The organism is Nocardiopsis sp. M1B1 (assembly GCF_052466615.1).
The window spans coordinates 4,689,872-4,704,075 of the sequence record NZ_CP196194.1 but is presented as its reverse complement, the minus strand read 5'-3'; the positions used below and the strand labels follow the sequence as shown (position 1 = coordinate 4,704,075).

The following is a 14,204-nucleotide window of genomic DNA, read 5'->3' as shown; positions in this document are numbered from 1 at the left end:
GCACTCAGACCCTCCAGCCTCCCCGGTGGGCGCAACGGCGTGCCCCGGGCTCCGCGACACACGTCCTCTGCCGGGCACGCCCGAAATCCGCCTGTGCTCTTCCTGTCGGCTTCGTCCGCCCCGCCGCGGACCGTGACTGCCGCCCGTCCTCCAAGCCGGGGACGTCGGCGGCGAGGCAACCAACCATGTCTGCACCGAACAATTCCTTCGACCCCGTCGAGGTGACCTCCCTGCACCCCGACGAGGTCGCCCGCATGCGCGAGGAGGCGCTGGCCGCCGTCGAGGCCGCCGCCGACCTCGCCGAACTCAAGGAGGTCCGGCTCGCGCACGCCTCGGACCGCTCCCCGCTGGCCTTGGCCAACCGGGAGATCGGCGCCCTTCCCCCCGCGGCCAAGGCCGACGCGGGCAAGCGCGTGGGCGGCGCCCGCCGCGACGTCGGCCAGGCCCTCAAGGCCCGCCAGGCCGTCCTGGAGGCCGAGCGCGACGAGCGCGTGCTCATCGAGGAGCGCGTCGACGTCACCCTGCCCTGGGACCGGGCGCCGCGCGGCTCCCGCCACCCGCTGACCACCGTCGCCGAGCGCGTGGCCGACATCTTCGTCGGCATGGGCTTCGAGATCGCCGAGGGCCCCGAGGTCGAGGCCGAGTGGTTCAACTTCGACGCCCTCAACTTCAAGCCCGACCACCCCGCCCGCACCATGCAGGACACCTTCTTCGTGCAGGGCCCGGACGGGGGCGAGTCCGGCCTGGTCATGCGCACCCACACCTCGCCGGTGCAGATCCGCGCCCTGCTCTCGCGGGAGCTGCCGGTGTACGTGGTCGCGCCCGGCAAGACCTTCCGCACCGACGAGCTCGACGCCACCCACAGCCCCGTCTTCCACCAGCTGGAGGGCCTGGTCGTGGACCGGGGCGTCACCCTGGCCCACCTGCGCGGGGCCATCGACGCCTACGTCGAGGGCGTGTTCGGCGAGGGACTGCGCACGCGCTTCCGCGCCTCCTACTTCCCCTTCACCGAGCCCTCCGCCGAGGTCGACATGGAGTGCTTCGTGTGCCGGGGCGCCTCCGTGGGCAACCCGGACGCGTCCTGCCGCACCTGCTCCAGCGAGGGCTGGATCGAGATCGGCGGCTGCGGCGTGGTCAACCCCCGCGTGCTCACCGCCGCGGGCGTGGACCCCGAGGTCTACACGGGCTGGGCCTTCGGCCTGGGAATCGAACGGACACTGATGTTCGCGCACGGGGTGCGCGACATGCACGACATGGTCGAGGGCGACATCCGCTTCACCTCGGCGTTCGGGAGTGAGAACTGATGCGCGTCCCCCTGAGCTGGCTGCGGGAGTACGTCGACCTCCCGGTCGGCACCACCGCCCGCGAACTCGCCGGCCGCCTCACGCTGGCGGGCCTGGAGGTCGAGACCGTCGACGAGCTCGGCTCCGACGTCACCGGCCCCATCGTGTACGGCCGCGTGCTGGAGATCGAGGAGCTGACCGGGTTCAAGAAGCCCATCCGCTATTGCCGGGTGGACGTGGGCGGGGCCAACGGCACCGGCGAGCCGCAGGAGATCGTCTGCGGCGCCCGCAACTTCTCCGAGGGCGACCTGGTCGTGGTCTGCCTGCCCGGCGCCGAACTGCCCGGCGGCTTCCGGATCGGCGCCCGCAAGACCTACGGCCGGATGTCGGCCGGCATGATCTGCTCGGCCAGCGAGCTGGGCCTGTGGGAGGACCACAGCGGCATCATCGTGCTGCCCGAGGGCTTCGGCGCGGTGGGCGAGGACGCCATCGGGCCGCTCGGTCTGCGCGAGGACGTCCTGGACATCGCCGTCACGCCCGACCGCGGCTACGCGCTGTCCCTGCGCGGCGTGGCCCGCGACGCCGCCGCGCTGTACGGCGTCGACTTCCACGACCCGGCCGACGTCGCCGTCGCCGGGTCCGGCGGCGAGGGCCACCCCGCCGAGATCGACCCCGCCCTGTGCGACCGCTACGTCCTGCGCGGCGCCACCGGGTTCGACCCCGACGCGCCCAGCCCGCTGTGGATGAAGCGCCGCCTGCACCAGTGCGGCGTGCGTCCCATCTCCCTGGCCGTCGACGTCACCAACTACGTGATGCTCGAACTCGGCCAGCCGCTGCACGCCTGGGACCGCGCCCAGCTGCGGGGCGCCCTGCGGGTGCGCGCCGCCGAGGCGGGGGAGAAGCTGGAGACCCTGGACCACGTCCAGCGCTCCCTGGACACCGACGACATCGTCATCGCCGACGACAGCGGCCCGGTCAACATCGCCGGGGTCATGGGCGGCCTGACCACGGAGATCTCCCTGACCAGCACCGAGGTGCTGGTCGAGGCCGCGCACTTCGACGCCATGCACATCGCCCGCGCCTCGCGGCGCCACCAGCTGTCCTCGGAGTCCTCCCGCCGCTTCGAGCGGGGCGTGGACTCGGCCGTACAGCTGGCCGCCGCCACCCGCGCGGTCGAGCTGCTCGCGGAGCTGGGCGGGGCCACCGTCGAGACCGCCTACACCCACCTGGACCGCACCGCCGCGCGCGAGCCGGTCACGGTGCGGGCCTCCCACGCGGGCGCCGTCGCCGGGGTGGACTACCCCGAGGGCACCACGCGGCGCTGGCTGCGCGCCGTCGGCTGCGAGGTGGAGGCCGACGGGGACCTCCTGAAGGTCGTTCCGCCCAGCTGGCGACCCGACATCACCGACCCCAACGACCTCGCCGAGGAGGTCATCCGCTTCGAGGGCTACGAGAACATCCCCTCGATCCGCCCGCGCGCCTCGGGCCGGGGCCTGACCGCGAGCCAGCGCCTGCGCCGCGCGGTCGGCCGCACCCTGGCCGGGACCGGCTTCCACGAGGTGCTGAACTACCCCTTCGTCGGCGAGCGCGACCTCGACGGCCTCCAGCTGGCGGCCGACGACGACCGCCGCGCAGCCCTGCGCCTGGCCAACCCGCTCAACGAGGGCGAGCCGCTGCTGCGCACCACGCTGCTGCCGGGCCTGTTCAAGGCGCTGGCCCGCAACGCGGGCCGCGGGTTCACTGACGTGGCCCTGTACGAGACGGGTCTGGTCTACCGGCCCAGGCCCGGCGCCCCCCGCGCGCCCATGCTCGCCGTGGACCGCGGGCCCGACGCCGAGGAGCTGGCCCGGATCGAGGCAGCCCTGCCGGACCAGCCGCGCCGGGTGGGCGCGGTGATCTCCGGCCACGCCGAACGCGCCGGATGGTGGGGCCCGGGCCGGGAGGCCGGCTGGGCCGACGCGATCCAGACCGCGCGCGACGTCGCCCGCGTCGCCGGGGTCGAGCTGGAGGTCGAGGCCGACCAGCACGCCCCGTGGCACCCGGGCCGCTGCGCCGCGCTGTACGTGCGCGTGGACGGCGAGCGCCTGCTCGTGGGCCACGCCGGAGAGCTGCACCCGCGCACCGTCCAGGCGTTCGGGCTGCCCGAGCGCACGGCCGCGGTGGAGGTCGAACTCGACCGGATCGAGCGGGCCCGCACCCCGGTCACCGCGCCGGAGATCTCCACGTACCCGGTGGCCACGCAGGACGTGGCCCTGGTCGTGGACTCCTCGGTTCCGGTCGGGCGGGTCAGCGACGCGCTGGCCGAGGGCGCCGGTGAACTGTTGGAGAGCGTGCGCCTGTTCGACGTCTACACCGGCGACCAGGTCGGTGAGGGCAGCAAGTCGGTGGCCTTCGCCCTGCGCTTCCGGGCCGCCGACCGGACGCTGACGGCGGAGGAGGCCGGAGCGGCGCGCGACGCGGCCGTCGCCCTGGCGACCGAGCGAACGGGGGCCGTCCTGCGCGGCTGACGCGGAGAACCGTTCCGCGCGGCCGAGACGCGCGTGTTTGGGCCAGGGCGGGGCCGGTCACTTGCCGAGTACGGGGGTGGCCGGCCCCGCCCCCGTGTGTACGCGGGACCGCGCGCCGCGTGTGGCGCGGAGGTCGCACACCGTCACGCCACGCCAGACGTGTCGGTGAAAGCTCCGGCGGCGGGCCCGGATTCCAGATTGTTTTTCGGCGAGTTCTTCCAGCCCAGCAAGGGTTTTGGTGCCGACCCCCGAGGGTAACCGGCATGAAGTTTGTGTTTCGGGGCATGGATCTTCGTTTTGGCTCTTGCTGTGAGGCGGGTCGCACGCTTAGCCTGCAAGCACCTGCCACCAACGGGCGCCCGTGTGCAGGCTGGATCAACCTGAGTTTTCCACTGCGCTCTCGCGCATGACACGGCTCGGAGGTCGCCATATGACCGAAACGGTTGTCTCGTCCGCACTCGCTCCCACGCAACAGCGGGAGCCCAGTCGCCTCTGGCACACCTTCTGCGATATGAACACGGTGGTCAGGGGTCCGGAGTTCATGGTGGCCCGCGCCGAGGGCGTATGGCTCTGGGACAGCTCCGGCGACCGCTACCTGGACGGTACGGCCAGCCTCTGGTACTGCAACGTCGGCCACGGCCGTACCGAGATCGCGGACGCGGTCCACCGCCAGATCAGCACCCTGGACGCCTACACGGTCTACGGGGACTTCGCCAACGGGCCCGCGGTGGAACTGTGCGAGCGCCTGGCCTCGCACGCCCCGGTGGCCGACCCGCGGGTGATCCTGACCTGCGGGGGAGGGGAGTCCATCGACACGGCCGCCAAGCTGGCGCGGCGGTACTGGGCGGTGACCGGCCAGCCCGCGCGCACCCACCTGATCAGCCGGACCGGCGGCTACCACGGCCTGCACGGGTTCGGCACGAGCATCTCGGGCATGGACCGGTTCCGCAGCGGCTACGGCAGGCTGGTCGAGGACACCTCCGTGGTGCCCCACGACTCGGCCGAGGCCCTGGAGGCGGAGATCCTCAGGGTCGGCCCCGAGCGGGTCGCCGCCTTCTTCGCCGAGCCGGTGGTCGGCGCGGGCGGGGTCTTCCTGCCGGAGGAGAACTACTTCGCCGAGGTGTCGCGGATCTGCCACAAGTACGGCGTGCTGTTCGTCGTGGACAGCGTCATCTGCGGTTTCGCCCGGATGGGGAACTGGTTCGGCATCGAGCGCTTCGGTGTCGACCCGGACATGATCGTCTTCGCCAAGGGCGTCTCCAGCGGGTACCTGCCGCTGGGCGGCGTCGTGGTCAGCGGACGCGTGGCCGACCCCTTCTACAACGGCGAGGGCAACCCGTTCCTGCACGGGACCACCTACGCCGGGCACCCGACTGCGTGCGCGGCGGCGATGGCCAACCTGGACATCCTGGAGCGCGAGGACCTGTTCACGGTGTCGCTGGAGATCGAGCGTCAGCTGGACGGCGCCCTGCGCGGTCTGGCCGACCACCCGATGGTGGCCGAGGTCCGCTCGGGCCTGGGCGTCATGGGCGCGGTGGAGCTCACCGAGGAGGCCCTGAGCGGCCGGGGGATCACCACCCAGGAGGTGTTCGCCGAGGCGCGGGCACGCGGTGTGATCGTACGGCCGATTCCCACGGCGCTGCTCGTCTCTCCGCCGCTCATCATCACCTGGGAGCAGATCGACCACATGGTGTCCACCCTGGCGGCCGCGCTGGACGCGGTCGCGGCCCGGCACTGACCACGGGGCCCCGCCGTGTCCCCGGCGGGGCCCCGTGGAGGAAACCTCCTTCCGCGACCGCCCTCCTCCGACCGCCTCCCACAGCCGCCTTCCCGACCCGGTGCGTGACTCCGCGCGCCGGGTGTGACGTGTTCGGGACAAATCCACTGGGCGAAACGTCCCGCGTCGAGTAAAATTTACTGGGAAGATATTTCTTGTGGGTGGGATGCGCGTCGGCGTCCGCCCGGGGAGGGACAGGGAGCGGACATGACCACAGAGCCGATCGAGGCCACGGGCGGAGCGAGCGGGGCGGGCGGCGTGACGAGCGACGACGACCTCATCACCGCGTGGGGGCTGGTCCACGAGGCCATGAACGTCGTCCAGCCCAAGCTCCTGGGCGGCATCACCCCGGACGGCAAGGACATGGCCGGGCCGTGGTTCGAGGTGCTCATACGACTCCAGCGCACGCCCGGCCACCGGCTGCCCATGAGCCGCCTGGCCCGTGAGGTCAGCCTGAGCACGGGCGGGTTCACCAAGCTCGCGGACCGCCTGGAGCGAGAGGGCTACCTGGAACGGGAGAACTGTGCCTCGGACCGCCGGGTCGTCTACGCCGTCCTCACCGACAGGGGCCTGGACTTCATCGGCCAGGCGCGCACCAGACACGTCGAGCGGCTGCGCGAACACGTCCTGGGCCCGCTCGGCGAGGACGGGGTGCGCCAGCTCGCCGCCATCGCGCGTACGCTCCGTGACAGCTCCTGCTGCTGACGGCGCGTTCGGGTCGGAACTCTCGGTAGCCGAATCCGCGCTCCGCCGGTGCGCCACCGGACCCGAAGGCGGGGAGGACATCCCACCGGCCGCCGTTCCCGTGTAGGTTGGCGGAAGTTCGTGGGTCCCGCGGGGTGGACCGTGAGCGCACAGTTTTTCGGGGGGAATCATGGGACTGTTCACCACTGCCGCGCAGATGAGAGCGATTCCACGGTCCTCGCGCTTCGCCAACGGAGGCGTCTCCTTCTGGTTCCGCGAGACCGGGCTCCCGGAGCGCCGCGCACCCCTGCCCGGCACCGCCGACTACGACGTCTGCGTGGTCGGAGCCGGGTACACGGGCCTGTGGACCGCCTACTACCTCAAGAAGGAGCAGCCGGACCTGCGCGTGGCGGTGGTCGAACGCGAGTTCGCCGGTTTCGGCGCCTCGGGCCGCAACGGAGGGTGGCTGTCCGCGGAGTTCGCGGGCTCCCGCGAGCGTTACGCGCAGTCACACGGCAAGGCCGCGATGGTCGCCCTGCAGCGGGCGATGATGGACACCGTCACCGAGGTGGTCTCGGTCGCCGAGGCCGAGGGCGTCGACGCCGACGTCGTCCGCGGCGGCATGCGCCTGGTGGCCACCAACGCCGCCCAGCGCCAGCGCCTGGCCGAGGACATCGAGTACCTCCAGGAGTGGGGCTACTGGCCCGACGACATCCACCTGCTCGACGGCGAGCGCGAGCCCCGGCTGTCGGTGTCGGGGGCCGTGGCCTGCGCCTACTCCCCGCACGCCGCCCGCGTGCAGCCCGCCAAGCTGGTCACGGGGCTGGCCCGGGTGGTGGAGGACCTGGGCGTGGCCGTCTTCGAGGGCACCGAGGTGGAGGAGATCCGCCCCCGCCAGGGCGCGGCCCGCCCGGCGGTCGTCACCGCGCACGGCACCGTCTACGCCGACCACGTCGTGCGCGCCACCGAGGGCTTCACCTCCACCCTGCGCGGCCAGAGCCGCGACTGGCAGCCGGTGAACTCCTCGATGATCGTCACCGAGCCCGTTCCCGCCGAACTGTGGGAGAAGATCGGCTGGGAGGGCCGGGAGCTGCTGGGCGACACCGCCCACTCCCACGTCTACGCCCAGCGCACGGCCGACGACCGCATCGCGATCGGCGGGCGCGGCGTCCCGCACCGCTTCGGTTCGGCCCAGGAGGAGGGCGCCACCCAGCCGCAGGCCATCGCCGAACTGTGGCGGGCGCTCACCCGCATGTTCCCCGACGTGGCCGACGTGCCGGTCGAGCACGCCTGGTCCGGTGTGCTGGGGGTGCCGCGCGACTGGCGCCCCACCGTGCACCTGGACGCCGAGACCGGCCTGGGCTGGGCGGGCGGCTACGCGGGCAGCGGCGTGGCCGCCAGCAACCTGGCCGGGCGCACCCTGCGCGACCTGGTCCTGCGCCGCGAGACCGACCTGACCCGCCTGCCGTGGGTGGGCCACCGCGACCGCGGCTGGGAGCCCGAGCCCCTGCGCTGGGTGGGCACGCAGGTCATCCACGGGCTGTACCGGAGCGCCGACCGCCGCGAGTCGCGGACCGAGGACAAGGCGCACACCTCGCGCCTGGCCGGGATCGCCACCCGCATCTCGGGCCGCTGACGCGGTCTGCGGATGGGTTCGGTACCTGCCGGAGGCGGACGTCCAGACGTTCCTCGCCGAGTTCGCGGACGTGCTGCACGCCATCGAGGAGCTGGAAACCAACGCCCCGGTGCTGACGCCGGTGACTCAGCGGCAGCACACCGCTGAGGTCTACGCCGATCCCGATGAGCCCTGAGTACGGGCTTCTCGTGTCCAGCCTCAGCCCGGGTTCCACGGGTGCGTGGTTGCTGACGCAGCGACGCCCTGCAACTTGTGGACCCCCTACGACGCGCGGTCACGTGCGGGGCTTCGTGGTCGATGCCGGTCTGGACCTTGTACCCCCGCCCCCAGATGGCTGAGGGGTCACTCCCGGTGGGCGTTCCCCCTGGTGCTCTTCCGACCGCCCTCGTGACGCCCACCAGACCCCTGGAGTGACCGGAGTCAAGGGATCTCCTTCGCCAAGTTCGCTGGGCGAACTTGCCCTCAGTCGGTCCCCGCCCCCAGCACTGACTGTTGTCGCCAGTGCCCGCCACGACCGCCCACCCCCTGGGGCGGACGGGGAACCCGCAACCTCTACGGGTGCCTGGTCGAGGTCGGCTGGAGAGGGACGCCCCGCGTCTACGCCGACCCCCGGATGCTCCGAGGGCAGCGAGTGGTCGGGCGCTCCCGTGGCGAGACCCCGCCCACACTGGGTGGGAATCTGGTTGCATACATTTGCATGTGAGTGCATGATAGTTCAGTCGAACTGATCAGGGGGCACCACCATGGGACACACAGCGGCCATCGCCGGAGCCAGCGGCTACGCGGGAGGCGAGCTGCTGCGCCTGCTCCTGGGGCACCCCGAGATCTCCATCGGCGCGGTCACCGCCGGAGGCAACGCCGGGACCCCCCTCATCCAGCACCAGCCGCACCTGCTGCCGCTGGCCGACCGGATCCTGGCGCCCACCACCGTCGAGGAGCTGCGCGGACACGACGTCGTCTACCTGGCCCTCCCGCACGGCCAGTCCGCCGACATCGCCCAGCAGCTCGGCGACGACACCCTCGTGGTCGACTGCGGCGCCGACTTCCGCCTCAACGACGCCGCCGCCTGGGAACGCTTCTACGGCACCCCGCACGCCGGGACCTGGCCCTATGGTCTCCCCGAACTCCCCGGACAGCGCGAGCGACTCGCCGGCGCCCGCCGCGTCGCCGTCCCCGGCTGTCACGTCACCGTCGCCACGCTGGCCCTCTTCCCGGGGCTGGCCGAGCAGCTCGTCGAACCCGACCTGACCGTCGTCGCCGTCACCGGCACCTCCGGCGCGGGCAAGGCCCCCAAGCCCAACCTCGTCGGCAGCGAGGTCATGGGCGCCCTCAGCCCCTACGGGGTCGGCGGCACCCACCGGCACAACCCCGAGATCGTCCAGAACCTCACCGCGGTCACCGGCGAACCGGTCAGGCTCTCCTTCACCCCGGTCCTGGCCCCGCTGCCCCGCGGCATCCTGGCCACCTGCACCGCCCCCCTGAAGGAGGGCGTCACCGCCGAGCGGATCCGCGCGGCCTACCAGACCGCCTACGCCGACGAGCCCTTCGTCCACCTGCTCCCCGAGGGCACCTGGCCCAGCACCGCCATGACGCTGGCCGCCAACACCACCCTCGTGCAGGTCACCGTCGACCCCGACGCGGGCCGCATGGTCGCCGTCGCCGCCCTGGACAACCTCACCAAGGGCACTGCGGGCGGCGCCGTCCAGAGCACCAACCTCGCCCTCGGCCTGCCCGAGGACACCGGCCTCCCGCTCGCGGCGGTCGCCCCGTGAGCGTCACCGCGCCCCGGGGCTTCCGCGCGGCCGGGGTCGCCGCCGGGCTCGGGGACGGCGGCGCCCGGGACGTCGCCGTGGTCGTCAACGACGGCCCCTCCCGCGCCGCCGGAGCCGTCTTCACCGCCGCCGAGGACAGGGCCGCCCCCGTCCTGTGGTCCCAGCAGGTCCTCTCCGGCGAACGCGTGCGCGCCGCCGTCATCGACTCCGGCGGGGGCGACACGGGCTTCCAGGACGTCCACGCCGCGGCCGAGCACACCGCGGACCTGCTCGACGACTCCGCCGCCGAGGTCGTGCTCTGCTCCGCCGGACCCGCGGGCAGGCGCACCGGTTCCGACGCCCTGCTCCGGGGCGTCACCGCCGCCCTGGCCCAGGCCTCGCGCGGCGGCGGACTGGACGCCGCCGACGCGATCCGCACCACCGACACCGTCGCCAAGATCGCCTTCCGGCGCGGCGACGGCTACACCGTCGGCGCCATGGCCAAGGGCCCGGACGCCTCCCTGTCCACCGCGCTGTGCGTGCTCACCACCGACGCCGAGGTCACCGCCGACCAGTGCCGACGCCTGCTCGCCGACGCCGTCGCCACCTCCCTCGACCCCCTGACCGCCGCCAACGACACCGTGCTGCTCATGGCCAGCGGAGCCAGCGGCACGTCCCCCCGCGAGGACGACCTCGCCGCACTGCTCACCGAGGTGCTGGCCGAGCTGGCCACCCAGCTGCGCGCCGACACCCCCGCCACCGACCACGACCGGGCCCAGAACTCATGATCGCGCGCTCACCCCACACCACCGACGACCCGGCCAGGGCCCACGCCCTGGACAAGGCGGCCCACCTCATCGAGGCGCTGCCCTGGCTCTCCCGCTTCCACGGCCGCACCGTCGTGGTCAAGTACGGCGGCAACGCCATGATCAGCGAGGAACTGCGGGCCCGCTTCGCCGAGTCCGTCGTCTTCCTGCGCTACGCGGGCCTGCGCCCCGTCGTCGTGCACGGCGGCGGCCCCCAGATCAGCGCCCAGCTCGAACGCGCCGGAGTGGAGTCCACCTTCACCGCCGGGCTTCGGGTGACCACCGACGAGGCCATGGACATCGTCCGCATGGTCCTCACCGGCCAGGTCAACCGCGAGATCGTCGGCCTGGTCAACCAGCACGGCCCCTTCGCCGTCGGCATGTCCGGCGAGGACGCCAACCTGATGTCCGCCGTGCGCAAGACCGTCGAGGTGGACGGCGAGACCGTCGACATCGGCCGCGTCGGAGAGATCACCGGGGTCGACCCCGGAGCCGTCGCCGCGCTCCTGGACGACGGCCGCATCCCCGTGGTCTCCAGCGTCGCCCGCGCCGACGACGGCGGCGTCTACAACGTCAACGCCGACACCGCCGCCTCCGCCCTCGCGGTGGCCCTGGGCGCCAGCAAGCTCATCGTGCTCACCGACGTCGAGGGCCTGTTCGCCGACTACCCCAGCAACACCGAGCTCATCAGCCGTCTGAACGCCGACGAGCTGCGCGCGCTGCTGCCCTCCCTGTCCTCGGGGATGCTCCCCAAGATGGAGGCGTGCCTGCACGCCGTGGAGGGCGGCGTCCCCCAGGCCCACATCATCGACGGCCGCGTGCCCCACTCCCTGCTCCTGGAGGTCTTCACCGACCAGGGCGTGGGCACCATGGTCGCCGACGAGGAACTGGAGGCCGCCCTGCTCGCGGGCAACGGCCACACCCCGCGCCCCTGGCGCGGCAACCACACCACCGTCACCAACGCAGGAGGCGCACAGTGACCAGCGGTTCCCACCTGCGCGAGCGCTTCGCGGCCTCGCTCATGCCCAACTACGGCGTCCCGCCCGTCGCCCTCACCCTCGGGCGCGGCTGCGAGGTCTACGACGCCGACGGCCGCCAGTACCTCGACCTCATCGCCGGGATCGCCGTCTCCAGCCTCGGACACGGGCACCCCGCCCTGGTCAAGGCGGTCGCCCACCAGGCGGCCACGCTCGCCCACACCAGCAACCTGTTCGTCCACGAACGCGAGGTCCAACTCGCCGAGCGCCTGATCGCCCTGGTGGGCGGCGACGCCAAGGTCTTCTTCGCCAACTCCGGCACCGAGGCCAACGAGGCCGCGCTCAAACTGGTCAAGCGCGCCGCCGGGCCCGGCCGCCACTACTTCGTCGCCGCGTCCCACGGCTTCCACGGCCGCACCTCCGGCGCCCTCGCCCTCACCGGCAAGGACGCCATCCGCGAGCCCTTCGGCCCCTTCGGCATGGACGTGCGCTTCGTCCCCCACGGCGACCTGGACGCCCTCGCCGAAGCCGTCGACGAGCACTGCGTCGCGGTGTTCACCGAACCCACCCAGGGCGAGGCCGGGGTCGTCCCCGCCCCCGAGGGCTACCTCGCCGGGGTCCGGCGGATCTGCGACGACACCGGCGCCGCCTTCGTCCTCGACGAGATCCAGAGCGGCATCGGCCGCACCGGCCGCTGGTTCGCCCACCAGGCCGAGGACGTGCGCCCCGACGTGCTCACCCTCGCCAAGGGCCTGGGCGGCGGCCTGCCCATCGGCGCCTGCGTCGGCTTCGGCCGCTACGCCGACGCCTTCGCCAAGGGCGACCACGGCTCCACCTTCGGCGGCAACCCGGTGGCCTGCGCGGCGGCCCTCGCCGTCCTCGACACCATCGAGAGCGAGAACCTGCTCGCCCACACCGCCGTCATGGGCGACCTGCTCGCCGAGCAGATCGACTCCCTCGACCACCCCCTGCTGGCCGGACAGCGCGGCAGCGGACTGTGGCGGGCCCTGGAGCTCACCGCGCCGCACGCCGCCCACGTGCAGGAACAGGCGGCCGTCCGCGGCTTCCTCGTCAACGCCGTGGCGCCCGGCGCGGTCCGGATCGCCCCGCCCCTGGTCATCACACCCGAACAGATCGGCCTGTTCATCGAGGCGCTGCCCACCATCCTGGACGCCGCCGAGGCCGCAGCCACGAAGGAGCAGCAGTAGCCGTGACCCGCCACTTCCTGCGCGACGACGACCTGACCCCGGACGAACAGGCCCGGGTCCTCGACCTCGCCGACGACATGAAGAAGGACCGCTTCGGCCACCGGCCTCTCGCCGGTCCGCGCACCGTCGCCCTGATCTTCGACAAGCCCTCCACCCGGACCCGGCTGTCCTTCGCCGTGGGCGTGGCCGACCTGGGCGGCAGCGCCCTGGTCCTGGACACCGCCAGCACCCAGATGGGCCGCGGCGAACCCCTGGAGGACACCGCCCGCGTCCTGGAACGCCAGGTCGCCGCCGTCGTGTGGCGCACCTTCGCCCAGAGCGACCTGGAGACCCTGGCCGCCCACATCTCCGTCCCGGTGGTCAACTCCCTCACCGACGAGTTCCACCCCTGCCAGATCCTGGCCGACCTCCAGACCGTCCGCGAGCACAAGGGCGACCTGGCCGGACTCACCCTCGCCTACCTGGGCGACGGCGCCAACAACATGGCCCACTCCTACCTGCTCGGCGGAGCCACCGCCGGACTCCACGTGCGCGTCGGCGCACCCGAGGGGCACCAGCCCGACCCCGCGGTGGTCGCGCGCGCCGCCGAGATCGCCGCCACCACCGGCGGGTCGGTCACGGTCACCGCCGACGCCCGCGAGGCCGCCCGGGGGGCCGACGTCCTGGCCACCGACACCTGGGTGTCCATGGGCCAGGAGGACGAGGCCGCCGACCGCGAGGCGCCCTTCCGCCCCTACTCGATCGACGCCGACCTGCTCGCCACCGCCCACCCCGGGGCGATCGTCCTGCACTGCCTGCCCGCCTACCGCGGCAAGGAGGTCTCCGCCGAGGTCATCGACGGGCCGCAGAGCGTGGTCTGGGACGAGGCCGAGAACCGCCGCCACGCCCAGAAGGCCCTGCTCGCCTTCCTGCTGGAGGCCAGCGACAACCCCGGGGCCCTCCGCCCATGACGGCGGAGAACGGCGGCACGGCGCCGATGACCAAGGCGGCCAGACACGCCCGGATCACCGACGTCCTCACCCGAGAGGACGTCAGGTCCCAGGGCGAGCTGGCCAGGCGCCTGTCCGAGGCCGGCGTCCAGGTCACCCAGGCCACCCTCTCCCGGGACCTGGACGAACTGGGCGCCGTCAAGCTCCGCACCGCCGACGGCCACCTGGTCTACGTGCTGCCGGGGGAGGGGGGCGAACGCCTCCAGCGCACCCGCCCCGACAGCCTGGACCTGGAACAGGTCTCCGGCGCGCGCCTGACCCGGCTCGCCGAGGACCTGCTGGTCTCGGCCGAGGCCTCCGCCAACATGGTCATCGTCCGCACCCCGCCCGGCGCGGCCCAGTACCTGGCCTCGGCCATCGACCACACCGACTTCCACGCCATCCTGGGCACCATCGCGGGGGACGACACCATCCTGGTCATCTCCCGCGACCCCCAGGGCGGCGAGGACCTGGCCGCCGCCCTCCTGCGACTGGCCGACCGCAGACCGTAACCTCGTACGAGGACGTCCCGGGCCCCCGCCGGGACCGCGGGGCCCCGCGACCGGCGCCCGCGCACGTAGCACCCGAGCGGTGCGGGGCAGTGGCC

Annotated in this window: 11 protein-coding genes; all 11 read left to right on the top strand. The window is 73.1% G+C overall.

The genetic code is table 11. From position 1 onward, the window contains the following. The first annotated feature begins 185 nt into the window (after nucleotides 1–185). The 11 genes from pheS to ACSTA4_RS20355 all read left to right on the top strand — a co-directional run bounded on the left by pheS (nucleotide 186) and on the right by ACSTA4_RS20355 (nucleotide 14,109). A complete protein-coding gene (gene pheS / locus ACSTA4_RS20405) occupies nucleotides 186–1,304 on the top strand; it encodes a phenylalanine--tRNA ligase subunit alpha (protein ID WP_026114805.1) in 1,119 nt (372 codons plus the stop codon). Further along, complete coding sequence (gene pheT / locus ACSTA4_RS20400) at nucleotides 1,304–3,790, top strand: phenylalanine--tRNA ligase subunit beta (RefSeq protein WP_444960649.1); 2,487 nt, start codon at nucleotides 1,304–1,306, stop codon at nucleotides 3,788–3,790. Before pheS ends, pheT begins: the two co-directional genes overlap by 1 nt. 511 nt (nucleotides 3,791–4,301) lie before the next feature. Then, nucleotides 4,302–5,528: an aminotransferase family protein gene (locus tag ACSTA4_RS20395; RefSeq protein WP_248771304.1), complete on the top strand. Its 1,227-nt coding sequence runs from the start codon at nucleotides 4,302–4,304 to the stop codon at nucleotides 5,526–5,528. 246 nt (nucleotides 5,529–5,774) lie between these two features. Next, the gene (locus ACSTA4_RS20390; protein WP_444960648.1) at nucleotides 5,775–6,272 is read left to right on the top strand and encodes a MarR family winged helix-turn-helix transcriptional regulator; all 498 of its coding nucleotides are present in this window, start codon (nucleotides 5,775–5,777) and stop codon (nucleotides 6,270–6,272) included. A gap of 196 nt (nucleotides 6,273–6,468) precedes the next feature. Further along, nucleotides 6,469–7,887, top strand: coding sequence for an NAD(P)/FAD-dependent oxidoreductase (locus ACSTA4_RS20385; RefSeq protein ID WP_444960647.1), 1,419 nt, complete (start codon nucleotides 6,469–6,471; stop codon nucleotides 7,885–7,887). Between the two features lie 743 nt (nucleotides 7,888–8,630). After that, entirely contained in the window at nucleotides 8,631–9,659 is a 1,029-nt protein-coding gene (gene argC / locus ACSTA4_RS20380) for an N-acetyl-gamma-glutamyl-phosphate reductase (RefSeq protein WP_444960646.1), read from the top strand. Beyond that, nucleotides 9,656–10,426, top strand: a complete 771-nt coding sequence (locus tag ACSTA4_RS20375) for a bifunctional ornithine acetyltransferase/N-acetylglutamate synthase (protein WP_444960645.1) — start codon at nucleotides 9,656–9,658, stop codon at nucleotides 10,424–10,426. Before argC ends, ACSTA4_RS20375 begins: the two co-directional genes overlap by 4 nt. Beyond that, nucleotides 10,423–11,424 carry an acetylglutamate kinase gene (gene argB, locus ACSTA4_RS20370; protein ID WP_444960644.1) on the top strand — a complete coding sequence of 334 codons (1,002 nt, stop codon included), beginning with the start codon at nucleotides 10,423–10,425 and terminating at the stop codon, nucleotides 11,422–11,424. Before ACSTA4_RS20375 ends, argB begins: the two co-directional genes overlap by 4 nt. Further along, nucleotides 11,421–12,629 (top strand): acetylornithine transaminase, encoded by a 1,209-nt coding sequence (locus tag ACSTA4_RS20365; RefSeq protein ID WP_444960643.1) that lies wholly within the window; start codon nucleotides 11,421–11,423, stop codon nucleotides 12,627–12,629. Before argB ends, ACSTA4_RS20365 begins: the two co-directional genes overlap by 4 nt. A gap of 2 nt (nucleotides 12,630–12,631) precedes the next feature. Further along, complete coding sequence (gene argF / locus ACSTA4_RS20360) at nucleotides 12,632–13,579, top strand: ornithine carbamoyltransferase (RefSeq protein WP_444960642.1); 948 nt, start codon at nucleotides 12,632–12,634, stop codon at nucleotides 13,577–13,579. Beyond that, nucleotides 13,576–14,109: an arginine repressor gene (locus tag ACSTA4_RS20355; protein ID WP_248771294.1), complete on the top strand. Its 534-nt coding sequence runs from the start codon at nucleotides 13,576–13,578 to the stop codon at nucleotides 14,107–14,109. Before argF ends, ACSTA4_RS20355 begins: the two co-directional genes overlap by 4 nt. Nucleotides 14,110–14,204: the final 95 nt, after the last annotated feature.

Coding starts and splice junctions, on each gene's coding strand:
- pheS (WP_026114805.1), top strand. CDS start 186: ATGTCTGCACCGAACAATTCCTTCGACCCCGTCGAGGTGACCTCCCTG.
- pheT (WP_444960649.1), top strand. CDS start 1,304: ATGCGCGTCCCCCTGAGCTGGCTGCGGGAGTACGTCGACCTCCCGGTC.
- ACSTA4_RS20395 (WP_248771304.1), top strand. CDS start 4,302: ATGAACACGGTGGTCAGGGGTCCGGAGTTCATGGTGGCCCGCGCCGAG.
- ACSTA4_RS20390 (WP_444960648.1), top strand. CDS start 5,775: ATGACCACAGAGCCGATCGAGGCCACGGGCGGAGCGAGCGGGGCGGGC.
- ACSTA4_RS20385 (WP_444960647.1), top strand. CDS start 6,469: ATGAGAGCGATTCCACGGTCCTCGCGCTTCGCCAACGGAGGCGTCTCC.
- argC (WP_444960646.1), top strand. CDS start 8,631: ATGGGACACACAGCGGCCATCGCCGGAGCCAGCGGCTACGCGGGAGGC.
- argB (WP_444960644.1), top strand. CDS start 10,423: ATGATCGCGCGCTCACCCCACACCACCGACGACCCGGCCAGGGCCCAC.
- ACSTA4_RS20355 (WP_248771294.1), top strand. CDS start 13,576: ATGACGGCGGAGAACGGCGGCACGGCGCCGATGACCAAGGCGGCCAGA.